This window comes from Pelomonas parva (assembly GCF_043555835.1).
Classification (GTDB): Bacteria; Pseudomonadota; Gammaproteobacteria; order Burkholderiales; family Burkholderiaceae_C; genus Pelomonas; species Pelomonas parva.
In genome coordinates, this window is the sequence record NZ_JBIGHV010000012.1 from 117,344 (window position 1) to 142,127 (window position 24,784).

A 24,784-nucleotide genomic window follows, 5' to 3' on the forward strand; every position below is an offset into this window, starting at 1 on the left:
TCTCGTCAGGGTTGCAGGTGCCTGGCCAGGAAGGCGGCCATGCGTTCGGCGAAGTCGACGCGGTTCTTCAGCATGCTGAAGCCGTGGCCCTCGCCGGGGTAGGTGACCCAGGCCGGTTCGTTGCCGGCCTCCTTCAGCGCGTCGCGCATGCGCTGGCCGTGGGCCAGGGGCACGCGCAGGTCGCTCTCGCCGAAGGCCAGCAGCACAGGCGCCTTGATGCGCGCGGCCTGCTTGACGGGCGAATGGGCGGCGATCATGGCGGCGTCCTTCACCGGGTCACCCACCAGGTCGGGGAGGTTGTACTGCCGGCCCGTCTCGGAGATGTTGTCGCGCACCCAGAAGGAGCCGCTGAGGTAGAGATCCAGGTCGGTCACCGCCATCCAGGCCACGCCGCAGCGGTAGAGGTCGGGGTCTTTGACCAGCCCCATCAGCGTGCTGTAGCCGCCATAGCTGCCACCGGCGATGCAGGCCTTGTCACTGGCCAGGCCTTGCGCCTGCGCCCATTTCAGCGCGTCGGCCACGTCGTCCTGCATGGCCTGGCCCCATTGCCTGAAGCCGGCGCGGAAGTGCGCGTCGCCATAGGCGGTGCTGCCACGGAACTCGGGCTCGATGACCGCGTAGCCGCGCGACGCGAGGAACTGGCCCCAGGCCTGCCAGCCCCACACATTGCCGCGCACCCAGGGCCCGCCATGCACCAGCACGACGGCCGGCAGCAGGCCCTTGGCGTCGGCGGGCCTGGTGACCCACACCGGCAGGTCGCGGCCGTCGCGGGCGCGGATGCGGTGGAAGTCCATCTGCGCCGTGTCCGCCGTCTGGATGTCGTTGCGCACCCGGCCCACAGCGAGCCAGCGCTGCTCGCCCGCCGGGGGCTGGGCCTGGTAGACCCAAAACTGGCCGGGGTCGCGGTCGCTGTAGCTGAGCACCAGCGCGGTCATGTCGGGCTCGCCGCAGCGCCGGCACTGGATGCGGTTGACGCGGCCGGGCAGGTGCTCGTCCACCTGCTGCTGGAAGGCCTGCAGCGCGGGGTTGAACCACACGGTGGTCTCGGAGTCGATGAGCAGACGCACGCCTAAAGCGGGCCCGCCGCCCTCGTCCAGCAGCTGGCCCGCAAAGCTGAAGCCGGGCGTCTCGACGAGGGCCTGGGTGTCGGGCGCACCGCGCTCGAAGTCGTAGCGCGTCAGCACGGCCTCCTTGTCCTTGGCCAGTGCTGCGGTCACGTAGAGCTGGCCGGCGGCGTCCACCGAGTGCGGCTGGAAGGGCGCGTCGAACAGGCCGCTCTCGTACAGCTGCCGCCAGTCCTTCTGGCCGGGGCCACGCCAGTAGGCGGCGCGGCGGCCCGCGTGTTCCGTGATGGCCGCGCGCAGCTCGCCGCGGCTGTCGGTCAGCCAGCCGATGGTGTGGGCCGGCGCGTCGGCGTAGGTCTTGCGCGTGATGCCGGTGCGGGTGTCCAGCCACAGCGGTGTGGCGATGCGATCCTCGTCGAGGCTGATGCGCGCGATCAGCACCTCGTCGGCGGATTCGCCGCTGCGAGGCAGGGGCACGCGCAGCAGCAGGTGGTTCCAGCTCAGCAGCCGTTCGAGCCGGCTGAAGCGGTCCTTGGCGATCCCGCCGCCCGAGCGGCTGACGAGCCGGCGCATGTCGCTGCCATCCGGGTTGACGGCCAGCAGGCCCGGGTACTTGCCGCTGCCTTCGGACAAGTCCTCCAGGCTGAACAGCAGCCGGTTGTCGTTGACCCAGCGCACCCGGGTGACGTCGCCGTCGTCGAAGTGCGCGGCGCGCGACATCTTGCCGCTGCCCAGGTCGAACACCACCAGCCCCGCGCGCTTGTGACCGCGCACCGTCGTGATGGCCAGCTGGCGCCCGGACGGCGACAGCTGCACGTCCGCAACGTCGGCCTGCTTAAAAAACACCTCGGCCGGTGGCGGCGCGGCCAGCGCGGTGAGCGCGGCCAGCAAGCCGGCGGCGATGAGGCCGGCCCAAATCCCTCTGTGCATTCCCTGTGTCCTCCCGCTGCTTCTCTGGCAGCGGCGCGCAGCATAGGACAGGCCGGGTGTAGGCAGGGTCGTCGAATCGGCAATCCTCACCATCGCGAGCCGTTGCCGGCGCTGCTGGACAATGCCCCGCCATGACTGCTGCCCCCCCCGACGACGCCCCCGTCGTCATCATCGGCGCCGGCCTTGCCGGCCTCACCGTGGCCCTGCACCTGGCCGACACCGTGCCCGTCGTCGTGCTGGCCAAGCGCGAGCTGACCGAGGCGGCCACCGCCTGGGCCCAGGGCGGCATCGTCGGCGTGCTGGGCAGCGACGACTCCATCGACAGCCATGTGCGCGACACGCAGGACGCCGGTGCCGGCCTGGTCGACGAGGCCACGGCCCGCTTCATCGCCGAGCGCAGCGCCGCCGCCGTGGGCTGGCTGGTGGAGCAGGGCGTGCCCTTCACGACCGACGACACCGGCCCCATGGGCCTGCACCTGACGCGCGAGGGCGGCCACGCGGTGCGCCGCATCGCCCATGCGGCCGACGCCACCGGCAAGGCCATCCACGACCAGCTGCTGGCCGTGGCGCGCAAGCACCCCAACATCAAGCTGTGCGAACGCTGGATGGCGCTGGACCTCATCACGTCGCGCCACGCCCAGCGCGACGAGCCGCCGCGCGTCTACGGCGTCTATGCGCTGGACATCGACACGCAGCGCGTCGAGACGCTGGCCGCCCGCGCCGTCGTGCTGGCCACGGGCGGCGCCGGCAAGGTCTACCGCTACACGACCAACCCCGACACGGCCACCGGCGACGGCATTGCGATGGCCTGGCGGGCCGGCTGCCGCGTGGCGAACATGGAGTTCATCCAGTTCCACCCCACCTGCCTGTACCACCCACAGGAGCGCAGCTTCCTCATCACCGAGGCGCTGCGCGGCGAGGGCGGGCACCTGAAGTTGCCGGACGGCACGCGGTTCATGGCGTCGCACGACGAGCGCATGGAACTGGCGCCGCGCGACATCGTCGCCCGCGCGATCGACTTCGAGATGAAGAAGCACGGCCTGGACTACGTGCTGCTGGACGCCACCCACCTCGGCGAAGCCTTCCTCATCGAGCACTTCCCCACCATCCACGCGCGCTGCCTGAAGCTGGGCATCGACATCGCGCGCCAGCCCATCCCCGTCGTGCCGGCCGTGCACTTCACCTGCGGCGGCGCGGTGACCGACCTCAGCGGCCGCTGCGATCTGCCCGGGCTGTATGCCGTGGGCGAGACCGGCTACACCGGCCTGCACGGTGCCAACCGGTTGGCCAGCAACTCGCTGCTGGAATGCGTGGTGCTGGGCCAGACCTGCGCCGTCGACATCCTGCAGCAGCCCATCCAGGAGCCTGCGCCGCTGCCGGCCTGGGACGAGAGCCAGGTCGAGAACGCCGACGAGCAAGTCGTCATCGCCCACAACTGGGACGAACTGCGGCTGCTGATGTGGAACTACGTCGGCATCGTGCGCACCACCAAGCGGCTGGAGCGGGCGCTGCACCGCATCCAGCTGCTGCGCGGCGAGATCGACGACTACTACGGCAGCTTTCGCGTCACGCGCGACCTGCTGGAGCTGCGCAACCTGGTCGACTGCGCGGAGCTGATCGTCAAGTCGGCACTGCTGCGCCACGAGAGCCGCGGCCTGCACTACAGCCGCGACTACCCGCAGACGCTGCCGGTGAGCTTCCCGACGGTGTTGATCAGCGAGCGGCGCAGGCGCTGAGGCAGCCTAAACTTGCCTGATCGACAGCAGCTGAGGTAGCCATGCAGATCATGTCCCGTGATTTGGAAATCATGAGCGGTGCGCTGTGCTTTGCTGGCACACGCGTGCCGGTGAAGCATCTGTTCGACTACCTCGAGAACGGTTCGACGCTGGAAGACTTCCTGGAAGACTTCCCTGCCATCGACCGCGACCACGCCGTGGCCGTGCTGGAGGCTGCACGATTGCAGTTGTTCGCCGATGCGGCTGCTGCTTGATGAGTGCGTACCGGCCCGGCTGGCGCGGGCGCTGACCGACCATCAGGTTGCGACCGTCGTCCAGCAAGGCTGGTCCGGCGTGAAGAACGGCCAGTTGTTGGCCTTGGCAGCCGGCGAGTTCGATGTGTTATCACCGTCGACAAGAACCTGCGCTACCAGCAGAACGAAGCTTTGCCTGTGCCGGTGATCGTGCTGGATGCGCACTCGAACCAGCTGGCGATGTTGCTCGAGCTGGTTCCGCAGTTGCTCGAGGCGCTTGCCAACCTCGGCCACCGACGCTTCGTGCGTATCGGCTGAACGGCCTACTTGCGCGCCCTCAACGCCGTCCGCGCCTGCACGAAGTTGAAGGCGTAGGTGACGGCCTCGTTGATGGCGTTGTCGATCTCCAGGCGCTCGTGCTCGGTCAGGTAGAAGCTGAAGTCCACCTCATGGCGGATGTAGCGCGGCGGCAGGCGGTTCAGGGCCACGCAGCAGACGTCGCACAGCAGGTCGTTGCTGGCGGCGATGTCGGGGAAGTCCTTGGACGCATCCATCACCGCGCCGAAGACCTCGCGCTCGTGGTGGTTGTAGAGGGAGCTGAAATCGGCATTCATGGCGGGCCTCCAATGGGGTGCCGATTTATAGCGCCATCACGCCGCGCCAATGTTGGGAGTCATCCCTGCAGCGGACTTCTTTCTCGCGGCGACGAAGTCCAGCATGCGGTTGATGCAGCCCTGGGCCTTCACGCGAATGTCTTCTTCGACGTGGATCTGCGGCTGGCCGCTCTCCAGGCAGTCGACCAGATTGGCCAGGCCGTTCATCGCCATCCACGGGCAGTGCGCGCAGCTCTTGCACGTCGCGCTGTTGCCGGCCGTAGGCGCCTCGATCAGCGTCTTCCCCGGCGCCAGCTGCCGCATGCGGTGCAGGATGCCGTTGTCGGTCGCAACGATGTAGGCCGGCGCCGTGCCCTCGACGACGGCCTTGATCAGCGCCGACGTGGAGCCGACCACGTCCGCCTGCTCGACGACGCCCTTCGGCGATTCGGGATGCACCAGCACCAGCGCGCCCGGATGCTGTTCGCGCAGCAGCTCCAGCTCCAGGCCGCGGAACTCGTCGTGGACGATGCAGGCGCCGTTCCACATCAGCATGTCGGCGCCGGTCTCTTCCTGGATGTAGCGGCCCAGATGCCGGTCCGGCGCCCACAGCACCTTCTGCCCTTTGGCATGCAGGTCGGCCACGATCTCCAGCGCGCAGGAGCTGGTGACCATCCAGTCGGCGCGGGCCTTCACGGCGGCGCTGGTGTTGGCGTAGACGACGACTTGCCGGTCCGGGTGGGCGTCGCAGAAGGCCGCGAAATCGTCGGCCGGGCAGCCCAGGTCCAGCGAGCAGGTGGCGTCCAGGTCGGGCATCAGCACGCGCTTCTCGGGGCTGAGGATCTTGGCCGTCTCGCCCATGAAGCGCACGCCGGCGACGACCAGCGTCTGCGCGGCATGGTCGCGGCCGAAGCGGGCCATCTCCAGCGAGTCCGAGACGATGCCGCCGGTCGCCAGGGCCAGGTCTTGCAGCGCGCCGTCGACGTAGTAGTGCGCCACGAGCACGGCGTTGTGCTTCTTCAGCAGTGCGGCGGCGCGCTCGGCCAGCGCGTTGCGCTCGGTGGGCGTCAGCGGCGCCGGCACCTTGGCCCAGGCGAAGGCGGTGGAGCAGGCGCCGGCGGCGTCCTGCTTGGTGTAGTCGAAGAGGGTCTGGGACATCGTGGTGTGGCGGCTGTGCACCGCAAGTGTCGCGCAGAGCGGCCGTCCTCACGCCTCCGCAAAGAACCGGCTTGGCGGCATGCCCACCGTGCGCGTCACCATCGCGCTGAAGGCGCTGGCACTGGCATAGCCCAGCTCGCTGGCGATCAGGCTCATGGGCCGGCCGCGCGCCGCCAGCGTCAGCGCGTGGGCCAGCAGCAGCTGGGAGCGCCATTGCGCAAAGCTGGTGCCTAGCTGCTCCCGGAACAGCCGGCTCAGCGTGCGCGGGCTGGCGCCGGCCTCGGCCGCCCAGTCGTCCAGCCCGGCATGCCGCCCCGGCTCGCGCAGCATGGCCTCGCACAGCTTGCGCAGGCGTGCGTCCTGGGGCAGGGCGACGCCCAGCGCCAGCGGGCGGGCGCGCTTCAGCTCGGCCAGCACGAGGCGCTCGATGCCCTGCCGGCGCTCGGCCTCGTCCGGCGTCTCGGCCGGCTGCGGGTCGGGCTCGCCGGGAAGCGCCGCCACCAGCTCGCGCAGCAAGGGCGAGACCTCCAGCACTCGGCCCTCCCGCCAGGCGTCGCCGGGCAGCAGCTCAGCGGCCAGGTAGACGGTGCGCAGGTCGCAGCGCTCGATGGCCGTCACCGCGTGGACGATGCCGGGCGGAATCCAAACCGCTCGCGACGGCGGCACGATGTAGGTGGCCGTGTGAGCGCCCTCGGTGCTGACGCGCACCGCGCCCGTCATCGAGAACACCAGCTGCGCCCAGTCGTGGCGGTGCGGCTGGATGTCGGTCAGGTGCTCCAGCAGGCGCGCCTTGGCGCGCAGCGGGCGCTGCGGCGTTGGCGCAAAACGCGCGGGCGACAGGGCGGGGAGGCTGGTGCGGCTGGCCATGGCCGGATTTCAACAGGAATTGACGAACCATCGCAACTGCGCCGGTCGATGGCTTCCTACAGTGACGGCCATGGACTCCGCACTTTCCTTTGATGCCGGCCGCCAGCGCCGCAGCGACATCACGACGATCTCGACCATCGGCGTCGCCCACGGCACTTCCCACTTCTTTCACATGCTGCTGCCGCCGCTGTTCCCGGCCTTCATCCAGGCGTTCGGGCTCAGCTACTCGGAGCTGGGCCTGCTGGTGACGGTCTTCTTCGTCATCTCGGGCACGGGCCAGGCGGCGTCGGGCTTCCTGGTCGACCGCATCGGCGCGCGGCCGGTGCTGTTCGCGGCGATGGCGTGCTTCTTCCTCGCCTCGGTGGCTGCAGGCCTGGCCCAGGGCTTTGGCGGGTTGATGCTGGCGGCCGCGCTGGCCGGCGTCGGCAACGCACCTTTCCACCCGGCCGACTTCACCATCCTGAACAAGCGCGTGTCGCAGCCGCGCCTGGGCCATGCCTTCTCGGTGCATGGCATCAGCGGCAACCTGGGCTGGGCGGCAGCGCCGGTGTTCACCATCGGCATCGCCCAGGCGACCGGCAACTGGCGCTACGCCTACCTGGGCACGGCGCTGGTGGCGTTGGCCGTCATGGCGCTGCTGTTCTGGCAGCGCTCGGCGATCGACGACCGCGAGGGCTCCTGGGGTCATGCCAAGGCGGCTGTCGGCGCCAAGGCGGAGCACCCGATGGCCTTCCTGAAGCTGCCGTCGGTCTGGCTGTGCTTCTCGTTCTTTTTCTGGACGACGGCGGCGCTGTCGGCCATCCAGAGCTTCGCCAGCCCGGCACTGCATGCTATCTACGGCCTGCCGCTGGCGCTGACGGCCTATGTCGTCACCGGCTACATGCTGGCGGGCGCGGCGGGCATGGTGGTGGGTGGCTTCCTGGTCGCCCGGGCCGAGCGGCTGGAGCGCACGATCGCCATCGCCATGGCCTTCGCGGCGGCCATGCTGCTGATGGTGGCCAGCGGCTGGCTGCCCGGCGGGCTGGCGGCGGCGGTCGCCGCGCTGGCCGGCTTCGGCACTGGCATCGCCGGGCCATCGCGCGACATGCTGATCAAGCGCGCCTCGCCGCCCGGCGCGACCGGCCGCGTCTACGGCACCGTGTACTCGGGGCTGGACATCGGCTTCGCGCTTGCCGCACCGGTGTTTGGCGCGCTGCTGGACCACGGCATGCCGCGCGGCGTGTTCGCAGGTTCGGCCGCTGCGCTGATGCTGGGCATCGCGTCGGCGGGGCTGGTGGGGCTGGGGCTGTCGCGCCGGTCAGCAGCCGCGGTGCCGGCCTGAACACTCGCCCCGGGTCAGCCGGGTTACTTGGTGCGACGCTGGGCGCGCGTGCCGGCGGCCAAAGCCAGTGCGAGGCCGGCCAGAGCCCACGACGTTGGCTCGGGAACGTCGCCGGCGTCGCGGATCGTCAACAACCCTGACGAATACACGTAGAAGTTGGAGCCGCCGCCACTTTCGAACTGGCGACCGGCCGTTTGCGTGGAAAAGAACGTCCCCAAGCTCATCGGTGGCATCACGTCCGGCCGGAAAAACAGCCCATCCACATCCACGCCGGTCCCGTCGCCGCACGAGCCCAGCCCGAAAACCGGTGTGGCAAACGCATTGAGGCTGTCCACCGCGATGGAGGTCGGCGAACAGCCGTTGATGTCCCCGCTGACGTAGGTGAGCACGTCGCCTGTGTTCTGTGCAAACCCCGCGCTGCTGAAGTTGATGGATGCCGCCGCGTAGTTGCCCACCGCGTCATAGCTGAACGTGTAGATCAACGAGGCGGCTGCAAAAGGGCTCGTCAGTACGAGGCCCAGGCTCAGGGCCATGTGCTTGAACTTCATCGCTTGCTCCTGTGGATGTGGGTGGGCAGTGCCTACGCAATATCCAGGCCCATCAGGTGCCTGGCGTGGCCGCCGGGCGCTTCGCCCTGGGAGCGGGGCGCAACTCGGCGCATTGCGCCGTAGAGGCCAGGAACTGTGAAACCTCCATTCGTAAAGTTTCTCGACATCACCAGCAACGACAATCTCGAGGTGGCCGGATGCCTGTGCCGACTGCACCTCGCACGGCCCAAGAGCGAGCACCCCTAAGTGGCGCGCAGCCGCTGAACGTCGGTGGCCGGGGGGGCGGCAAGGCCGAGTTGCCAGCCGGCGAGAGACCCGCGCCGACCGGCCGGTGGCGACCACACTCGATGACCTGCCGCAGCCAGGCCAAGTGATGAATTGGCAAGGCCACCGGCCCGAGCAGTCGCAGACGATGAAAGTCCAGCTCGCGCGGCGCACGTCACTGGGCATCGAGGCGCCAGGCGACTGAACCCGAGTTGCGGGTCGCCCGTACCATCTGCGACACCGCCCACCCTTGGGCTGATCTCCGCGCCGCATGAAATTCAAGACTTTCGTCACCTCTCCCGCACTGGAGCACAAGGCCTTCCTGACGCTGCTGATCGCGGTCAGCCTGGCCTTCGTGTGGATACTGCTGCCCTTCAGCGGCGCTGTGTTCTGGGGCGTGGTGATCGCAATGGTCTTCATGCCTGTCCATGTCTGGCTGCTGCGCCGCTGGAAGCAGCGCCGCACGCTGGCGGCACTCGCCACGCTGCTGCTGGTGGTGCTGATGGTGGTGCTGCCGATGACGCTGCTGACCGGCATGCTCGTGAAGGAGGGTGCCGCGCTCTACCAGCGCGTGCAGTCGGGCGAGACGAATTTCGTCCTCTACTTCGAGAAGGTCGTCGCGGTGCTGCCGGGCTGGCTGCACGACCTGCTGGCGCATTTCGGGCTGACCGATGTCAAGGAACTGCAGAGCCGCATCACCGATGCCATCGGCCGCGGCAGCCAGGCGATCGCGACCCAGGTCTACAGCGCCGGTCAGAACGTGCTGGACATCGTCGTCGGCTTCTTCGTGATGCTCTACCTGGCGTTCTTCCTGCTGCGCGACGGCGCCGCGTTGAGCCGTCGCATCCGCGTTGCCGTGCCGTTGGGCCCCGAGCATCGGCAGCACCTGGCGAGCAAGTTCATCACCGTCATCCGCGCGACGGTCAAGGGCAATGTGCTGGTGGCGGCCACGCAGGGTGCGCTGGGCGGCCTGGCGTTCTGGTTCTTCGGCATCAAGGGGGCGCTGCTGTGGGCGGTGCTGATGGGCTTCCTGTCGCTGCTGCCGGCCATCGGCGCGGGGCTGATCTGGCTGCCGGTGGCCCTCTATTTCCTGGCCACAGGCGCCATCTGGCAGGGCGTGGCGCTGATCGCCTACGGTGTGCTCGTGATCGGTCTCGTGGACAACGTGCTGCGCCCCATCCTCGTGGGCAAGGACACGCAGATGCCCGACTACCTGGTGCTGATCTCCACCATCGGCGGCATGTCCGTCTTCGGCATCAGCGGCTTCGTCATCGGCCCGGTCATCGCGGCGATGTTCATGGCGGGGTGGGACTTGTTTGCCACGGCGCGGGAAGAGGCCGTGGCGGCGCCTGAGCAGCCCGAAGCCGACGGCCCGACCGGGGGCTGAGGGCGATGTCGCTTCGCGCTGTCGTCATCGCAGCGGCCTGCCTGGGCGCGCTGATCCTGGCCTGGCAGAAGCGCGAGCCGCTGCAGGCCTGGGCCCGGTCGGCGCAGACGGCGGCCGCACCGGCTGCGGCGCCGCTGCGCAAATGCGTCAACGGCCAGCAGGTGACGTACACCAACGCCCCATGCCCGCCCGGCCACAAGGAACAGGCCGTGACGGCGGCACCCGTCAACGTGCTGCCGGCCACGCCCGTGCGCAAGCCGGTCGAGGCCAGCAGCGCGCCCTTGCTGCACCAGGCGCTGGACGTGAAGCAGGAGCCCACGCTCAAGGACAAGATGATGGAGCGCGCGATCGACGGGGTGCGCTGACGGCTAAAGTGCCAACATGACTAGACAAGCTACCTCCCCACGTCTTGCCGGCCACAAGCTGGTCGAGGCGCTGCTGGCCCAGGGCGTCGACACCGCATTCGGCGTGCCTGGTGAATCCTTCCTGGCCGTGCTCGACGGCTTCCACGAGTACGCGGACCAGATCCGCTTCATCGCCTGCCGCCAGGAGGGCGGCGCCGCCTTCATGGCCGAGGCGCAAGGCAAGCTGACCGGCCGGCCCGGCATCTGCTTCGTCACGCGCGGGCCCGGTGCGACGAATGCCAGCATCGGCCTGCACACCGCCTTCCAGGACAGCACGCCGATGATCCTCTTCATCGGCCAGGTCGCCAGCGACCAGCGCGACCGCGAGGCCTTCCAGGAGGTGGACTACCGCCAGATGTTCGGCCCAGGCACGCTGGGCATGGCCAAGTGGGTGGGCGAGGTGCATGACGCCGAGCGCCTGCCCGAGTACGTGGCGCGTGCCTTCCACACCGCCATGCAGGGCCGCCCGGGGCCGGTCGTGCTGGTGCTGCCCGAGGACATGCTGACCCAGCCCATCACGGCGCCTGTCGTCGCACCCGCGCGCCCGGCGGAAGCCGCGCCGACGCCAGCCGCGCTGGCCGAGTTGCGCATGCGGCTGGCGGCGGCGAAGAAGCCGCTGGTCATCGCCGGTGGCGGTGGCTGGACATCCGAGGCGACGACCGCGCTGCAGGCCTTTGCCGAGGCCTGGTGCCTGCCCGTCGGCTGCGCCTTCCGCTTCCAGGACTTGTTCGACAACGCCCACCCCAATTACGCAGGCGACGTCGGCATCGGCATCAATCCGAAGCTGGCTGCACGGGTGAAGGAGGCCGACCTCATCCTCGCCATCGGCCCGCGCCTGGGCGAGATGACGACCGGCGGCTACACGCTGCTGCAGGCGCCGCGACCCGCGCAGCAGCTCATCCACATCCATGCCGGCGCGGAGGAGCTGGGCCGCGTCTACACGGCCGAGCTGCTCATCAACGCCAGCATGAGCCAGGCCGCGCCCGAACTCGCGCTGCTGGCGCCGCCCGCCGCCATCCCCTGGCGCGACTGGACCGCCGCAGCCAACGCCGACTACCAGGTCAACCTGGTTCCCACGCCGGTCGCGCCGCTGGACATGGCCGAGGTCATCCACCTCCTCGACGCCAAGCTGCCCGAAGGCACGATCTTCACGAACGGCGCCGGCAACTACAGCGGCTGGCTGCACCGCTTCCACCGCTACACGGCACTGCACCGCTTCGGCAAGACGCAGCTGGCGCCGACTTCGGGCGCGATGGGCTACGGCGTGCCCGCCGCCGTGGCTGCGGCGCTGCTGCAGGACCGCTGGGTCGTCAACATCGCCGGCGACGGCGACTTCCTGATGACCGGCCAGGAGCTGGCCACGGCCACCGGCTATGGCGCGAAGAAGCTGCTGGTCGTCGTCGTCGACAACGGCACCTACGGCACCATCCGCATGCACCAGGAGCGCGAGTACCCGGGCCGCGTGTTGGGCAGCGACTTGTTCAACCCCGACTTCGCCCAGCTGGCCGAGGCCTTCGGCTTCGCGGCGTTCAAGGCGGATACCACCGAGCAGATCGGCCCGGCGCTGGACGCGGCCATCGAGGCGGGCCGGCCGGCGCTGCTGCACCTGCGCCTGTCCAGCGATGTCTCCACCTCGCGCGCCACGTTGACCGCCATCCGCGAGGCGGCCAGCCAGCGCCTGGGGCAGGGCGGCTGAGGCCCCTGGGGCACAATGCGGCCCGTCATGAAGAACCCCGCCCGCCAGCAGCGCAGCACCCCGGCTACCGACACGGTGGCAGGCCTGCGTGCGGCCGTGGCCATCCAGTGCCCGGCCGCAGATTCCTGAGCCCGGCGATCCCCGTTCTTCCCTTCTTCAGCGCAACCTCGATCGCCGGGCCCACACCCCGCGCGAAGCCGTGCCGCCAGCGCCCCTGCGCCAGCGCGGGCACGGCCCTGACCTAGGTCTGCCATGTCTTCCTTCTCCGCCATCGCCCAGGCCGGCGAACGCCTGCTCAGCGAGCTTGACCACCGCCGCCTGAGCCGCTTGCCGGGCCATGCCCTGCACGACTTGCTGGATGCCGCCGAGCTGCTGCCGTCGCGGCAGTTGCCGGCCGATGTGGTCACCATGAACTCCGAGGTCGAGGTGCTGGGCCCCCGGCCCGGCCAGCGGCAACGCCTGACCCTGTGCTATCCGGCCGACGCGCGACCCGAGCTGGGCCGCATCTCGGTGCTGTCGCCGGTGGGCTTGAGCCTGCTGGGCCGCGCCGTCGGCGAGCAGGTCAGCTGGCAGGCCGGCCACGGTGCCGTCGGCAGCCTGCTGATCCAGGCGCTGCCCTACCAGCCCGAGGCCAGTGGCGACTTCGCCCGCTGATCCCCGCCATCCCCCGTGTGCAGCCTGCCGCGACAGGCTGGAGCCGCCCCTGCGCGGCCCACCCTCCAGGAGCCCTCCATGCCCAATGCCATCCTCATCGTCACCGACTTCTCCCAGGCCGCCGAGGCGGCCGCGCAGCGCGCCGTGCTGCTGGCCCGCCAGCGCGGCAGCGAACTGCTGCTCGCACATCTGGCCGGCAGCGGCCCGCCCGACGTGGCCGAGCGCCTGCCGCGCTACGCGGCCATGCTGGCGCGCCGCCATCGCCTGCCGGTGCGGTTGCTGGGCTCGCTCGACCTGGCCGGCCTGCGCCAGGCGGCCGCGGCCCAGGCCGGCCTGCTGGTGATGGGCTGGCCTCCGCCAGCGGCGCGCCGCTGGCCCTGGTCAGGCAGCGTCCTCGCGGCGCGGCTGCTGTGGCGCCTGGCCTGCCCGTTGCTGGTGGTGCGGGCCCCGGCCACGCGGGCCTATGCCCGGCTGCTGGTCGCGCTGGGCCCGTCGCCGGCAGCGGCCGCCGGCCTGCTGCGCGCGGCGGCCGAACTGGCGCCCGACGCCGAGCTGGAGCTGTTCCACGTCATCGACACGCGGCAGGAGACCCATCTGCTGGCCGCCGAGACCACGCGGCGCTCGTTGCGCGAGTACCGCCAGGTGCTGGACGACCACGGCCACCGCCATCTGCGGCGGCTCAGCGACACGCTGGACGCGCGCCGCAACCGGCTGATGTACACGCTGGGCCGTGGCGACCCGGCGCAGCAGATCCTGGTGCAGCAGGACTACGGCCGGGCCGAGCTGGTGGTCGCAGGGCAGGGCCGGCGGCCGGCCTGGCTGGAGTTGCTGCTGGGCTGCACCGCGGCCCGGCTGCTGCAGCAGCTGCGCTGCGACCTGCTGATCTGGCCCGAGCACCTGGCCCCCCTGCCCTGCCAGAATGCGGCGTATGCAAGACGTCGACTTGGAACTCCGCGGTGACTACATCGAGCTGGACAAGCTGCTGAAGGCCACCGGCCTGGCCGACAGCGGCGGCCAGGCGCGCGCGCTGATCAGCGCCGGCGAGGTGCGCGTGGACGGCCAGGTCGAGCTGCGCAAGACCGCCAAGATGCGTGCCGGCCAGGTCGTCGAGTTCGGCGGCCAGCGGGTGCGCGTGGTCGCGCCCGCCTGACGCCCCACGCTGCCTCAGGGCAGACCCGCTCCCGCATTCGGGGGTGTTCAGGGATAGCCCGGCGTTGACCCGGGGAAGCGAAAACGAAACACTGTTCCAACTGCTCGCTGATCCGAGTTCACCCAGATGCCGCCGGGCATCCGGGCGGCTCGTCGGCCGACGCAGTGCGGTGCGCCTGCCGTGCCCGCTCCCCTGATTGACGCCCTCGCGAGCCGGTGCCGCGCGGGTGCCAAGCCCCTCTCGGCCTGCTGCCGAATCCCCGCCCTCTGACTGCCGTGCGCTTCGCGCGCCCGACCCCTGACGGGCCGGGTGCCGGGTGGGCCTGTGCCTGCCTTTGACGCCGCAGGTCGGCTGGCGGTCATGCACAACGACCCGCGCGCCCCACGAGCGCGCCCAGGAGACAGCCCATGATTTCAAGCATGCCCAAGCGGGGCCTGCTGGCTTCGTCCATCTCGCTCGGCCTGCTGGCCTGCGGTGGCGGCCAGGAGAACCCGGCGAACTTCGCCGCCACCCAGTCTGCCGGCCAGCCCTCGGCCGGTCGTCTCGATGCGGCCACGGCCACGGCGGAAACACCCACCGCCAGGGCGCTGGCCGCCCGGCCGGCCAAGCCCGTGCTACCGCCGCCCGCGCCGGTCATCGACGCGCTGAGCCTGACCGACCCGAACGCGCCACTGCTGTTCGACACCGGCAACCGCAGCTATGCCGCGCCCACCACCATCAGTGGCCTGCACAACCCGGCCAACTACCGCGCCGCACCGCGCCTGCCGGCCTGGCAGTTCGCCACGGTGGACCCGACCAACGGCGTGCTCACGTTCGAGCGCGAGACGGCGCCGGACATCGGCTGGCATGGCCAGTCGCGCAAGGGCAAGGTGCGCGTCACCGGCGGCTCGTCGGCGGCCGCCAACCGCGTCTACACGGTGTTCAACAAGGAGCAACTGCTGGCGGCGCTGCGCGAGGCCAAGAACCAGCCAAAGATCATCCGCATCGTCGGCCACATCGACTTCCGCTGGCGCGACGGCAACACGGTGTTCGAGGAGTACACCGGCTTCCTGGACCAGAAGAACGGCGGCAGCTTCTCCATACCGTCCAACACGACGCTGGTGGGCATCAACGACAGCAACGGCCGCCCGGCGCGCATCACCGGCACGCAGATCCTGATCGGCATCGAGGCCGCCACCACGTCGGCCGGCGCCGAGGCCGATTTCAAGAAGTGGGTGGCCGACGGCAAGGACCCGGAACTCTTCCCCACCTGGACGCGCAACATCATCCTGCGCAACCTTGCCATCGACACGCCCTGGGACGTCAACCCCGAGGACAGCGGCAATGCCTACATGGACGGCATCGCCATCACGCGCGGCCAGCAGATCTGGGTCGACCACGTGACCATCAGCGACGGCGACACGCCCGACTCGCTGGCCAGCGACACCCGCCACGACGGCGCGCTGGACATCATCCGCGGCAGCGACTACGTGACGGTGTCGAGCAGCGTCTTCACCAAGCACCACAAGACCACGCTGGTGGGCAATGGCGACTCCGGCCGCGCCTGGAGCGACGCCGGCCGCCTGCACGTGACCATGACCGGCAACTGGTGGGACCACCCCTACAGCCGCCTGCCGCTGGTGCGCTTCGGCCAGCTGCACCTGTACAACAACCTCGTCACCGGCAGCACGACGACCGATGACGACGACAAGAAGTTCGCCTCCGGCCTGGACGTGCGCTACCAGTCCGATGTGCTGTCGGAGAACAACTTCTACGAGTTCACCGGCCTCAAGCCCAAGGAGGTCTGCGGCAAGCTGGCCGGCGGCAAGCAGGCCATCAGCTTCCGCAGCTCGGGCCACCGCTTCATCAGCGACAAGGGTGACGACGGCAAGCCGATGGCAGGCGTCATCGACGTGCAACTGCAAGGCTGCGAAGGCCTGCCGGTGGCGCAGAACTGGGTGCCGCCCTATGCCTACACGCTGCGCAACGCGGACGTGATCCGCACCGCCGTGCAGCAGTCGGCCGGTGCCGGCAGGCTGGGCCTGTTCGCCGTGCAAGGCCCGCTGCCGCCGCCGCTGCCCAGCTCGCCCGCGCCCAGCCCGGCGCCGACCCCGACGCCCACACCGCCGCCGCCTCCGCCTCCGCCCCCACCGCCCGCGCCCGCGCCGGGCCCGGCACCCACGCCCGTGCCGCCGCTGATCCCCGGCACGGCCTGCACCGTCACCTTGCCCTGTGGCAGCGGCAGCGGCGAGGGGACCATGAGCGCGGCCATCACCGCCGTGCTGCCGGCGGCCGCTTACGCGCAGGAGACCGGCACCTACACGCTGTCGGGCGCCGGTGCCGTGGCCACCAGCACGTCCTACGCCTTCAACTTCAAGTACACGCCGCTGGTGGGTGACTTCACGTTCACGGCGCGCGTCGTCACGCAGGGCGGCAGCGGCAGCTCCGGCCGGGCCGGCGTCGTCGCGGCCGAGGCGGTGACCGGCACGCCGCTGTACGCGTGGACGGCGCGTTATGCGTCCACCGGCGAGATCCGCGCGGCCACCAACGGCAACAACCGCTCCAACCTCACCGGCTTCGCTGCGTCGACGCCGCCGGTCTGGGTGCGCGTGCAGCGGCGCGGCAACGCGGTCTATTCGGCCGCGTCGACCGACGGCGTGAGCTGGGCCGAGAAGACCAACTACAGCACCACCGTGTCGACGCTCTACGTCGGCCTGGCGCTCTCGTCTGGCAGCAACAGCACGGCCGTCACGGCCGACTTCGACAACGTCAGCATCGTCGGCGGCGGCCGCTGAACGAGGAGAACACCCCATGAAGTTCCGACTCCACACCCTGGCAGCGCTGCTGCTCGGCGCAGCCTTCACGCAGGCCCAGGCCGGCGCGACCACCGAGGTGGCCTACACCGCGCTCGCCGGCCCCACTGTCAGCTTCATCGAGCTGGTGGCCAACCCCTTCGACGTCGCCTCCCTCGACGGCCTGCTGAGCAGCGGCGGCGTGCTGTTTGGGGAGCGCTTTGCCGGCCAGGAACTGGCCGAGCACAAGGCGCCGCGCCCGGGCGAGGAGGAGGTGGCCCAGGACTGGTTCGACGACCTCAGCAACGGCGCCCCCACCGCGGGCCTGACGCTGCTGGCCGGCGCGGCCGGCGCCAACCTCGGCGCCTACCACTACGGCGATGCCGACGGCGCGGCGCTGTTCGGTGTCGGCCCGCAGCCCGGCAATGGCGACGGCTTCGGCGCCATCTCGGCCCGCTTTGCGTTGCCGGTGTCGGCGCTGGGCCTGCAGCTGCGCGACCTCCACGGTGGCGCGATCACGCTGAGCCTGTACCGCCTGGACGGCAGCCTCATCGAGGCCGTGGACCTGAGCGGCCGCGCTGACGGCCAGGTCGCCTTCGCCCGCAGCGGCGGCGCGGCCGACATCGCCGGCTTCTCGCTGACCCACGCGGACCCGCACTACGGCGTGTCCATCGACAACCTGGTGCTGTCCGCCGCGCCCGTGCCCGAGCCTGCGTCGGCGCTGCTGCTGCTGGGCGGCCTCGCGCTGCTCGGCACGGCCGCCCGCCGCCGCCCATCCAACACCTGAGGAGACCCCATCATGAAGATCCGCAACACCTGCCTCGCACTCGCGCTGCTCGCCACCGGCGGCCTGGCCCCTGCCGCCACCACGCTGACCGACGGCGACCTCTGGTTCACCGGCTTCGCGCGTGAATCGTCCTATGGCGGCTGGTCCTTCGTGTCGTTCGTCGACATGACCGCCGGCACGACCATCAGCTTCACCGACCTGGGGCTGAACTCAGCCGGTACGTTCAAGGCGGGCGCCAACAACGAGAACGTCTGGACCTGGACCGCCACCGCCGACGTGGCCGCAGGGACGCAGATCGTCGTCTACGGCGGCAACTACAACGCCACCGCCGGCAGCACCAGCGGCGGCTCCTCGGGGCAGGGTGCCAAGAACGTCACCGGCGGCTCGCTCAGCTTTGCACCGACGCTGGCGGGCGGCAGCTACAACCTCGACTTCTCCAGTAGCGGCGAGGTCCTCTATGCGCGCCAGGGCAGCAGCTTCATCGGCGCGCTGAACAACTACACGGCGCCGCCGTCCTCGGGCTCGGACAACCCGCATCTGGCGGGCCTGAGCTTCGTCCAGAACATCAACTACGCCGCTGCCAACGGCGGCACGGGCGATGGCGCCGTCCAGCGCACCGAGTGGTACAGCGGCCCGACGACGGGCCTCACGGCGGCCCAGTACAAGCTGGCCATCGCCGACATGGCCAACTGGTCCAAGGACCCGAGCAATGTCTCGGGCCTGCGCAGCCTGGTGCTGCTGGAAGGCAGCGTGCAGGAGCAACTGACGGCCGGCGCCGCCGCCGGCGTGGGTGCGGGCAACTTCAGCATCGTGGCCGCACCGGTGCCCGAGCCCGGCAGCTACGCGCTGATGCTGGCCGGCCTGGCCGTCGTGGGCGGCCTCGCACGCCGCCGCCTGCGCGGCTGAAGCTTCAGCGGTAGCGCGCCAGGATGCGCTCCACGCTGCCGTCGCGCACCATGTCCCTGACCGCCTGATCCAGGCGGTCCAGTGGCAGCGGGTGCGCCAGCGTGAACGCGCAGTGCGTGCGGTAGCGGGTGGTCTGGAAGGCCGCCTTCAAGCCGTCCTGCGGCTGCAGCTTGTTGTGGAACTCCAGCGTGATCTGCTCGGTCAGTGCGTAGTTGGTGCGCTTGGCGGCCAGCTTGCGCAGGTTGATCAACATGGTGGGGGCGTCGTCGCGCACAAACCTGCTCCCCAGCGCCTGCTCGAACTGCGGGTAGCGGTAGGAGTGCACCGTGCCCAGCGGTTGCCCGGCCAGGTCCTGCAGGCGGGTCACCGGCGGCGATTGCGGCCGGGCTGCCACCACGCCTTGCTGCTCCAGCACCGGCGGGCTCCAGTGGAAGTTGCCGTCGATCCAGTCCGGCGCCACATAGCAGACGCCGTCCGCCCCGCCTGAGGCCAGCACCTGCCCCACCCGCCGTGGCGGCACGGAGATGTACTCGGCAGGCCGGCCCAGCCGCGCAGCGATGGCGTCGCTGAGGTCCTTGACGATGCCGGTGGCCAGCTTGTCCTTCTCGAACCCGCCGAACGGCATCGCGTGGTTGAGCGGCGCAATGAAGCGCAGCGGCGGCTCTGCCGACCACGCCTGCCAGGGCAGGGCGCAGGCGAGAAGCAGTGCCGAGGCTTTCATGGGCGGGCTCCAGGCGGGCAGGTGGTGCCTGGAGTATCTCGCCGCTCACCCGGTCGCGGCCGCTGAGACGGTCAGGAGACGCGGGCGGCGCAGAGTGCGCCAGGTCTTCAGCTGCCTGGGTCCGCGCCATGTCCTGCCTCCCGCGTCTGAAGCACACTCCTGCCATGCTCAAGCTGCTGGGCGCGCCGGCCTGGCAGGCCGATGCCGCCGAACTCCCGCTGCCGACCACGCTGCCGGCCTGCCTGTTGATCCACCTGGCCTGCCTGGGCCGCTGGGTGGAGCGCGGCCAGCTCGCGGCGCTGTACTGGCCCGACGCCGACCGCGAGCAGGCGCGCCACCAGTTGCGCGTCAACCTGCACCGCCTGCGCCAGCTGCTGGACGGCCTGGGCCACGGCGAGGCGCTGCTGGCCGAGCGCCAGCGCGTGCGCCTGCAGCTGCCGCATGACCTGAACCTGCTGGAGACGGCCTGCGCCGAGGCCGACGGCGCCGCACTGCTGGCCCGGCCGGCGGCCAACTGGCTGCAAGGCTTCCGCTTTGCCGGCTTCGATGAGTTCTGGCGCTGGGCCGACGACTATGGCGCGCTGCTGCAGCGCCGCTGGGACGAGGCCGCGCGGCGCGCCTTGCAACGTGGCGGCAACGCGCCCTGGCAGGCGCCGTTGCGTGCGCTGCTCGATCCCGACACCAGCCCGTCGACCGATGCCGACGACACGCTGTGCGGCCGCACCGAGTGGCTGGGCCAGATCCGCCGCGAGACCGCGCCGGCGCTGGTGCTGCTGGGCGAAGCCGGCGTCGGCAAGACCAGCCTGCTGAAGGCCGCCTTCCCCGGCGCGCCCGTGCTGCAGGGCCGCGAGGGTCTGGCGCAGATGCCTTACCGGCCCGTCGTCGAACTGCTGCTGCCGCGCCTGGACACGCTGCGCGCGCTGCTGCGCCAGCCCGAGCGTGGGCTGGCCGCCTACCGGCTCGACCTGGCGCGGCTGCTGCCCGAGCTGGCCGTCGACGAAGCCCTGCCGCCGCTGGATGCGCTGAGCGCCCGCGCCCGCCTGCTGGAAGGCCTGGCCCGCGTGCTGGAGGCGCTGGGCCCGCTGCTTCTGGTGGACGACCTGCAGTGGGTGGACCTGCCAAGCCTGGAGCTGCTGGCGCTGCTGAGCCACCGCGGCCGGCTGCGCTGGCGCGGCGCCGCGCGCGGCGAGGAGCTGCCGCCCGAGCACCGCCAGTGGCTGGCCGGGCAGCAGGACGGCCAGCGCCTGCGCAGCCTGGCGTTGCCGGGGCTGGCGCTGGCCGCCGTGCAGCAACTGCTGGGCCGCGCCGGTCAGGACACCGCCGACGCGCCCGCGCTGCTGGCGGCCAGCCATGGCAATGCCTTCGTGCTGGGCGAGCTGCTGCGCGCCCGGGCCGACGGCGTGGCCGTGTCGCCGCGCGTGCGCGAGCTGCTGCTGCGCCGCTGGCAAGCCCTGACCCCCGAGGCGCGCGGCCTCATCGGCGCGGCGGCCGTGCTGGCCCGGCCGCTGCCGTTGGCGGTGCTGGGCCATGTGGCCGCCGTGCCCGACGCCGAGCTGCTGCCCGCCGCCCGCCAGGCGCTGGAGGCCGCGCTGCTGCGCGAGGAGCCGGACGGCACGCTGCAATGCCGGCACGACCTGGTGCGCGAGGCCGTGCTGAGCCTGCTGCCGGCCTTCGAGGCCCAGTCGCTGCGTCAGCGGGCCGCGCTGGCGCTGGGCGCGCGGGCGGAAGGCGCCGCTGAGCCGCTGGCCGTCGCGGCGCTGTGGGAGGCGGCCGGCGAGGCGCAGATTGCGCTGGCCTGGCTGCACCGAGGTGCGGCCCAGCAGAAGCTGCGTGGCCGCTATGACGAGGCACAGGCGCTGTGGCAGCGCATCGCCACCGAATCGCGCGAGCCGGCGCTGGCGCTGCAGGCGCGGCTGAGCCTGGCCGAATGCGCGCTGCTCCATGACCTGCCCACCGGCCGCCAGGCGCTGCAGCAGGTGCTGGAATTGGCAGGCGCCGTGGCCGACCCGGCGCAGCGCGAGCAGATCGAGGGCCAGGCGCTGGCCGGGCTGGTTGACAACGCCGTGTTCTCCGGTGACCTGGCCGCCGCCGCCGCGCTGGCCGCGCGCCTGCGGCCGCTGCTGCCGCGCCTGGCGCTGGCCGAGCGCTGCAATGCCTGCGAGGTACTGATCGAGCTGGCCATGCGCGAGCCCGACATCCCGGCCGCCTGGGCGCTGCTGGGGCAGCTGCGGCAACTGGCACCAGCGCGGCCGTCGCTGCTGAGCTACGAGGGCCAGATCCACTGGTTCGGCGGCCAGGTGCGCGCCGCGCGCGACGCTTTCGAGCTGCTGCTGGAGCGCCACCCCGACTACTGCCGCGGCCTGACGATAGAGAGCGACCTGGGCGTCATGCTGCAGGCGCTGGGCGAGCTGGAGCGGGCTGAAGCCATGGCGCGGCGCAGCCTGGTGAGCTGGGCCGGCGTGGCGCACACGGAGACGCTGTCGCTGCTGATGCTGGGCCTGACGCTGACCAGCGCCGGCCGCTACGGCGAGGCGCGCGGCGCGCTGGACCGCGCGCTGACGCTGGGCCGCGAGCAGGGCTCGGCGCTGTTCGAAGCCGAGGCGCTGGTGCGGCGGGCGCGGCTGTACTGGCAGAGCGGCCGCATCGACCTCGCCGAGGCCGACCTGGACGCCGCCGAGCCGCTGCTGGCCGGCAGCCGCGACCCGTTGCGCGTGTCGCACCTGGCCTGGCTGCGCGGCCTGCTGCGCGAGGCCCGTCGGCTGCCGGCGGACCCGGCGCTGACGGCACGCGTGCGCGAGATGGCGCAGCGCAGCCAGCACCCGTTGCTGCGCATCCGCCTGGCGCGCCTGGAACTGCTGACCGGTGATGCGGCGGCGGCTGCGCGCCAGGTTGCCATCGCGCGAGAAGCCGGCCTGCTGGAGCCGCTGGCTGAGGGCTTGCTGCTGCAGGCGCGCGGCCTGCCGGTGGATGAGGCCCGGCCGCTGTTGCTGGAGGCGGTGGAGCTGGCGCAGCGCCAGGGCTTTGCGGAGCTGCTGGGCCAGGCCGACCGTGCGCTCAGCGCAGCAGCGTCAGCAACTGCTCCAGTCCGCCCGCGTTGATCGCCACGCGCGCCTGCTCGCGCACCTTGGGCTTGGCATGGAATGCCACCGACAGGCCTGCCGCGCCCATCATGGGCAGGTCATTGGCGCCGTCGCCCACGGCGATCGCCTGGTCCGGGCGACAGCCGATTTCTGCGCAGCGCGCGAGCAGCATCAGCCGCTTCTGTTCGCCGTCGCAGATGTCGCCCCAGTCCTGCATGACGACGCGGCCCGTGAGGGCGCCGTCGGCAATCTCCAACTCGTTGCTGCGCACGAAGTCCATGCCCAGCTCGGCGGCCACATAGCGCGTGAAGAAGGTGAAGCCGCCGGAGACGAGCACCAGCTTGAGCCCGGCCGCCTTCAGTGCGGCGCACAGCTCGCGCGCGCCGGGGTTGAAGGTCAGGCGCTCGGCCAGCACGCGGTCCAGCACGCTGGCGGGCACGCCGGCCAGGATGGCGAGGCGGCGGCGCAGGCTGTCCTTGAAGTCGGTGATCTCGCCGCGCATGGCGGCCTCGGTGATGGCGGCCACTTCCGTACCTTTGCCGGCCAGCGCGGCGATCTCGTCGATGCACTCGATGCCGATCAGCGTCGAGTCCATGTCGAAGGCGGCGAGTTTGAAGTGGGACAGCGGGGGCAGGGCAGGGCCGTCGCGCAGGACGAGGCCGTCAGGGGCGGAGGTGGTCACGGGGGGCGGAAGGTCAGGGCCAGCGAAGGGGTGGATTATCCCGGGTGCGTTCGGCGCAGATCCGCGCCATCCCCTCAGTCGGCTGCCCTTGAGGTGAGCGAAGCCCGACAGCCGCCTACCTGCGAAACGTCTCGACGTAGCGCCTGGCCTCCTGCCCGACGACGTCGGCCAGCCGGGGCAGCTTCTCGACCAGCGGTGCCAGGTCGTCCAGGGCCTGCAGCGTGATGTCGGCGAGCGCAGCCAGGCGGGCGTGCACCGCCGCTTTCGGGAGGCTGCAGCGGTGGCCGAAGTCCAGCAGGCCCTGTCTTGCCGCAAAGAAGCTCTTGTTGCCCGCCAGCTCCAGCGCCAGCGAGTCCTCGGGGATGTAGAGCCGGGTGCAGACGATGTCGTAGGCCGGCGCCATCCACACTTGGCCGCTCACCTGCTCGTACAGCACGCCGAAGTTCTTCATGTGGGCGTCGCCGTTGCCGAGGATGCACGACAGCGCCACCATGTCGAACAGCTGGGCGCGCGCGGCGGCCCAGTGTTCGGGGCTGCAGTAAAGGCTCAGCAGCTTCAGCACCAGGGCGTAGCTGCCTGCGTATTTCTGGTCGGCATCCCGCCCGGCGAGCACCAGCATGTCCTCGAAGCCGAGGACGCGGCCATCGGCAGGGCGGTCAAACCGGCGCATGACGAAGAGTTCGCCGTCCTCCGACAGGTAGAACTCCGGCACCGGGATGCCGGCCCGCTGGGCCACGCTCATGCAGAAGAACTCATTGATGGCAAGGCCGGGGAACTCGCCGAGGCCGGACTTCACGATCAGCTCCGGCGTCGCCAGCGCGGCCTTGAACTCGGGCGAGGGCAGGCCGGCCGGCGCCTCCGGTACGAGCACCTTGGGCTGCACGCCGCTCAGGCCGCTGCGCATCAGGTAGGTGTCCACCAGCCGCGCGAACAAGTCCTTCGAGCCCTGGCTGGCGAGCAGGTCCGCCAGGCGCTCGCCCGGCGCATCCGGCACGCGCGCCGCGCCCTCCGCCGAGAAACGCAACCGCCCGATCGGCGCCTGTGAGCCGATGACCGTCAGCAGCAGCAGCGGGTCCATGCCGGTCGTCTTGGCCAGGCGCTGGCGCAGCTGCTCCAGCACATAGCCTTCCGGCAGATTCATCTGGAAGACCGGGTGCAGCGAGGGGTGCACATAGGGCTTGATGCGGCGGGGCATGCCCAGCGCCGGTGCGGCCAGGTCGCCGGCCTGCGGGTCAAACGTGAAGACGTAGTCGCCCTCGCGCTGCAGCCGCCCGGCCAGGCCCTGCGGCGTGTTCACGAGCACGGCCGGCGCCTGCTCAGCCATGCTCATCACCCAGCAAGGCGCTCACTTCCTCCAGCGTCGGCCGCTGTGCCGGCACCAGCTGGAACTGCGCACCGAGGGCCGCTGCCACGCGGGCATAGGACGCAACCGCCACGCCGGGGCGGCCGGCCTCGACGTGGATGACCTTCAGCCTTGGAATGCCGGCGCGCTCGGCCACGTCGACCAGACGCAGGCCGCGCGCCTGGCGCATCTCCTTGAGCTTGGCGCCCATGGCCTGGACGGTAGATTCGAAGTCATTCACGGCGGCTGAAAGTATTGAATACGATGCTTGGCTGCAGGCTAGTGTCGTATTTGATACCTGTCAACCGCATCGCCTGCGATCAGGTGATCGCGGCGGAGAGGCCGGTGGTGGGCCAGCCAGGGTCCGGCGCGATGGCCCCAGGCGTAGGTTGCGGTGAAGGCACTGAACCCCAACTGATGCGGTCGGTATCACGGCGTTGGGGTTCGCTTCGCTCACCCCAACCTACCGGGCTAATCCCAGCTTGCCAGA

The 24,784-nt window shown here is 70.9% G+C and carries 21 protein-coding genes and 1 pseudogene; 13 read left to right on the plus strand and 9 right to left on the minus strand.

From position 1 onward, the window contains the following. Nucleotides 1–5 precede the first annotated feature (5 nt). Nucleotides 6–1,994, minus strand: coding sequence for an alpha/beta hydrolase family protein (locus ACG00Y_RS25995; protein ID WP_394484049.1), 1,989 nt, complete (start codon nt 1,992–1,994; stop codon nt 6–8). Between the two features lie 131 nt (nt 1,995–2,125). On the opposite strand from ACG00Y_RS25995, the gene nadB reads away from it, so the two are divergent. Next, nucleotides 2,126–3,730, plus strand: coding sequence for an L-aspartate oxidase (gene nadB / locus ACG00Y_RS26000; RefSeq protein WP_394484051.1), 1,605 nt, complete (start codon nt 2,126–2,128; stop codon nt 3,728–3,730). A 41-nt stretch (nt 3,731–3,771) separates the two neighbouring features. Next, the gene (locus ACG00Y_RS26005; RefSeq protein WP_394484053.1) at nt 3,772–3,984 is read left to right on the plus strand and encodes a DUF433 domain-containing protein; all 213 of its coding nucleotides are present in this window, start codon (nt 3,772–3,774) and stop codon (nt 3,982–3,984) included. 302 nt (nt 3,985–4,286) lie between these two features. Here ACG00Y_RS26005 and ACG00Y_RS26010 read toward each other — a convergent pair whose 3' ends face one another. The 3 genes from ACG00Y_RS26010 to ACG00Y_RS26020 are packed head-to-tail and all read right to left on the minus strand — an operon-like array spanning nt 4,287 to nt 6,581. Further along, nucleotides 4,287–4,577, minus strand: coding sequence for a late competence development ComFB family protein (locus ACG00Y_RS26010; protein WP_394484055.1), 291 nt, complete (start codon nt 4,575–4,577; stop codon nt 4,287–4,289). 36 nt (nt 4,578–4,613) lie between these two features. Then, nucleotides 4,614–5,714: a quinolinate synthase NadA gene (nadA, locus tag ACG00Y_RS26015; RefSeq protein ID WP_394484057.1), complete on the minus strand. Its 1,101-nt coding sequence runs from the start codon at nt 5,712–5,714 to the stop codon at nt 4,614–4,616. Between the two features lie 48 nt (nt 5,715–5,762). Beyond that, nucleotides 5,763–6,581, minus strand: a complete 819-nt coding sequence (locus tag ACG00Y_RS26020) for an AraC family transcriptional regulator (RefSeq protein WP_394484059.1) — start codon at nt 6,579–6,581, stop codon at nt 5,763–5,765. A 70-nt stretch (nt 6,582–6,651) separates the two neighbouring features. On the opposite strand from ACG00Y_RS26020, the gene ACG00Y_RS26025 reads away from it, so the two are divergent. After that, the gene (locus tag ACG00Y_RS26025) at nt 6,652–7,902 is read left to right on the plus strand and encodes an MFS transporter (protein ID WP_394484061.1); all 1,251 of its coding nucleotides are present in this window, start codon (nt 6,652–6,654) and stop codon (nt 7,900–7,902) included. Nucleotides 7,903–7,925: 23 nt separating this feature from the next. On the opposite strand, the gene ACG00Y_RS26030 is transcribed toward ACG00Y_RS26025, so the two are convergent. After that, nucleotides 7,926–8,450 carry a PEP-CTERM sorting domain-containing protein gene (locus ACG00Y_RS26030; RefSeq protein WP_394484063.1) on the minus strand — a complete coding sequence of 175 codons (525 nt, stop codon included), beginning with the start codon at nt 8,448–8,450 and terminating at the stop codon, nt 7,926–7,928. 535 nt (nt 8,451–8,985) lie between these two features. Between ACG00Y_RS26030 and ACG00Y_RS26035 the strand changes: the two genes are divergently transcribed. From ACG00Y_RS26035 to ACG00Y_RS26075, 9 genes and pseudogenes are all read left to right on the plus strand, one after another. After that, complete coding sequence (locus ACG00Y_RS26035) at nt 8,986–10,101, plus strand: AI-2E family transporter (RefSeq protein ID WP_394484065.1); 1,116 nt, start codon at nt 8,986–8,988, stop codon at nt 10,099–10,101. Between the two features lie 5 nt (nt 10,102–10,106). Further along, nucleotides 10,107–10,466, plus strand: a complete 360-nt coding sequence (locus ACG00Y_RS26040; RefSeq protein ID WP_394484067.1) for a hypothetical protein — start codon at nt 10,107–10,109, stop codon at nt 10,464–10,466. A gap of 16 nt (nt 10,467–10,482) precedes the next feature. Continuing rightward, entirely contained in the window at nt 10,483–12,201 is a 1,719-nt protein-coding gene (locus tag ACG00Y_RS26045) for a thiamine pyrophosphate-binding protein (protein ID WP_394484069.1), read from the plus strand. A gap of 252 nt (nt 12,202–12,453) precedes the next feature. Then, nucleotides 12,454–12,855, plus strand: a complete 402-nt coding sequence (locus tag ACG00Y_RS26050) for a GreA/GreB family elongation factor (RefSeq protein WP_394484071.1) — start codon at nt 12,454–12,456, stop codon at nt 12,853–12,855. A 78-nt stretch (nt 12,856–12,933) separates the two neighbouring features. Further along, on the plus strand, nt 12,934–13,815 hold the full coding sequence (locus tag ACG00Y_RS26055; RefSeq protein WP_394484073.1) for a universal stress protein: 882 nt from the start codon (nt 12,934–12,936) through the stop codon (nt 13,813–13,815). After that, nucleotides 13,784–14,005, plus strand: a complete 222-nt coding sequence (locus tag ACG00Y_RS26060; RefSeq protein WP_394484075.1) for an RNA-binding S4 domain-containing protein — start codon at nt 13,784–13,786, stop codon at nt 14,003–14,005. Before ACG00Y_RS26055 ends, ACG00Y_RS26060 begins: the two co-directional genes overlap by 32 nt. Before the next feature lie 407 nt (nt 14,006–14,412). Continuing rightward, complete coding sequence (locus ACG00Y_RS26065) at nt 14,413–16,779, plus strand: pectate lyase family protein (protein WP_394484077.1); 2,367 nt, start codon at nt 14,413–14,415, stop codon at nt 16,777–16,779. Between the two features lie 16 nt (nt 16,780–16,795). Further along, nucleotides 16,796–17,563, plus strand: coding sequence for a PEP-CTERM sorting domain-containing protein (locus ACG00Y_RS26070; protein WP_394484079.1), 768 nt, complete (start codon nt 16,796–16,798; stop codon nt 17,561–17,563). An 822-nt stretch (nt 17,564–18,385) separates the two neighbouring features. Further along, nucleotides 18,386–18,469 (plus strand): annotated as a pseudogene (locus ACG00Y_RS26075) (PEPxxWA-CTERM sorting domain-containing protein); the annotation flags it as partial. Between the two features lie 4 nt (nt 18,470–18,473). Here the strand turns inward: ACG00Y_RS26075 and ACG00Y_RS26080 are convergent. Beyond that, a complete protein-coding gene (locus ACG00Y_RS26080) occupies nt 18,474–19,190 on the minus strand; it encodes a substrate-binding periplasmic protein (RefSeq protein WP_394484081.1) in 717 nt (238 codons plus the stop codon). Nucleotides 19,191–19,354: 164 nt separating this feature from the next. Here ACG00Y_RS26080 and ACG00Y_RS26085 point away from each other — a divergent pair, with 164 nt between their 5' ends. Continuing rightward, entirely contained in the window at nt 19,355–22,288 is a 2,934-nt protein-coding gene (locus ACG00Y_RS26085; protein ID WP_394484082.1) for an ATP-binding protein, read from the plus strand. Here the strand turns inward: ACG00Y_RS26085 and serB are convergent. The 3 genes from serB to ACG00Y_RS26100 form a co-directional block, all read right to left on the minus strand. Continuing rightward, nucleotides 22,245–22,952, minus strand: coding sequence for a phosphoserine phosphatase SerB (gene serB / locus ACG00Y_RS26090; protein WP_394484084.1), 708 nt, complete (start codon nt 22,950–22,952; stop codon nt 22,245–22,247). The two genes, ACG00Y_RS26085 and serB, sit on opposite strands and share 44 nt — an antisense overlap. Before the next feature lie 115 nt (nt 22,953–23,067). Further along, nucleotides 23,068–24,282, minus strand: coding sequence for a type II toxin-antitoxin system HipA family toxin (locus ACG00Y_RS26095; RefSeq protein ID WP_394484086.1), 1,215 nt, complete (start codon nt 24,280–24,282; stop codon nt 23,068–23,070). After that, nucleotides 24,269–24,535, minus strand: coding sequence for a helix-turn-helix domain-containing protein (locus ACG00Y_RS26100; protein ID WP_394484088.1), 267 nt, complete (start codon nt 24,533–24,535; stop codon nt 24,269–24,271). Before ACG00Y_RS26100 ends, ACG00Y_RS26095 begins: the two co-directional genes overlap by 14 nt. Nucleotides 24,536–24,784 lie beyond the last annotated feature (249 nt).

Coding starts and splice junctions, on each gene's coding strand:
- ACG00Y_RS26040 (WP_394484067.1), top strand. CDS start 10,107: ATGTCGCTTCGCGCTGTCGTCATCGCAGCGGCCTGCCTGGGCGCGCTG.
- ACG00Y_RS26035 (WP_394484065.1), top strand. CDS start 8,986: ATGAAATTCAAGACTTTCGTCACCTCTCCCGCACTGGAGCACAAGGCC.
- ACG00Y_RS26095 (WP_394484086.1), bottom strand. CDS start 24,282: ATGAGCATGGCTGAGCAGGCGCCGGCCGTGCTCGTGAACACGCCGCAG.
- ACG00Y_RS26030 (WP_394484063.1), bottom strand. CDS start 8,450: ATGAAGTTCAAGCACATGGCCCTGAGCCTGGGCCTCGTACTGACGAGC.
- ACG00Y_RS26085 (WP_394484082.1), top strand. CDS start 19,355: ATGCTCAAGCTGCTGGGCGCGCCGGCCTGGCAGGCCGATGCCGCCGAA.
- ACG00Y_RS26065 (WP_394484077.1), top strand. CDS start 14,413: ATGATTTCAAGCATGCCCAAGCGGGGCCTGCTGGCTTCGTCCATCTCG.
- nadB (WP_394484051.1), top strand. CDS start 2,126: ATGACTGCTGCCCCCCCCGACGACGCCCCCGTCGTCATCATCGGCGCC.
- ACG00Y_RS26020 (WP_394484059.1), bottom strand. CDS start 6,581: ATGGCCAGCCGCACCAGCCTCCCCGCCCTGTCGCCCGCGCGTTTTGCG.
- ACG00Y_RS26010 (WP_394484055.1), bottom strand. CDS start 4,577: ATGAATGCCGATTTCAGCTCCCTCTACAACCACCACGAGCGCGAGGTC.
- ACG00Y_RS26070 (WP_394484079.1), top strand. CDS start 16,796: ATGAAGTTCCGACTCCACACCCTGGCAGCGCTGCTGCTCGGCGCAGCC.
- ACG00Y_RS26045 (WP_394484069.1), top strand. CDS start 10,483: ATGACTAGACAAGCTACCTCCCCACGTCTTGCCGGCCACAAGCTGGTC.
- ACG00Y_RS26060 (WP_394484075.1), top strand. CDS start 13,784: ATGCAAGACGTCGACTTGGAACTCCGCGGTGACTACATCGAGCTGGAC.
- ACG00Y_RS25995 (WP_394484049.1), bottom strand. CDS start 1,994: ATGCACAGAGGGATTTGGGCCGGCCTCATCGCCGCCGGCTTGCTGGCC.
- nadA (WP_394484057.1), bottom strand. CDS start 5,714: ATGTCCCAGACCCTCTTCGACTACACCAAGCAGGACGCCGCCGGCGCC.
- ACG00Y_RS26050 (WP_394484071.1), top strand. CDS start 12,454: ATGTCTTCCTTCTCCGCCATCGCCCAGGCCGGCGAACGCCTGCTCAGC.
- ACG00Y_RS26025 (WP_394484061.1), top strand. CDS start 6,652: ATGGACTCCGCACTTTCCTTTGATGCCGGCCGCCAGCGCCGCAGCGAC.
- ACG00Y_RS26055 (WP_394484073.1), top strand. CDS start 12,934: ATGCCCAATGCCATCCTCATCGTCACCGACTTCTCCCAGGCCGCCGAG.
- ACG00Y_RS26080 (WP_394484081.1), bottom strand. CDS start 19,190: ATGAAAGCCTCGGCACTGCTTCTCGCCTGCGCCCTGCCCTGGCAGGCG.
- ACG00Y_RS26005 (WP_394484053.1), top strand. CDS start 3,772: ATGCAGATCATGTCCCGTGATTTGGAAATCATGAGCGGTGCGCTGTGC.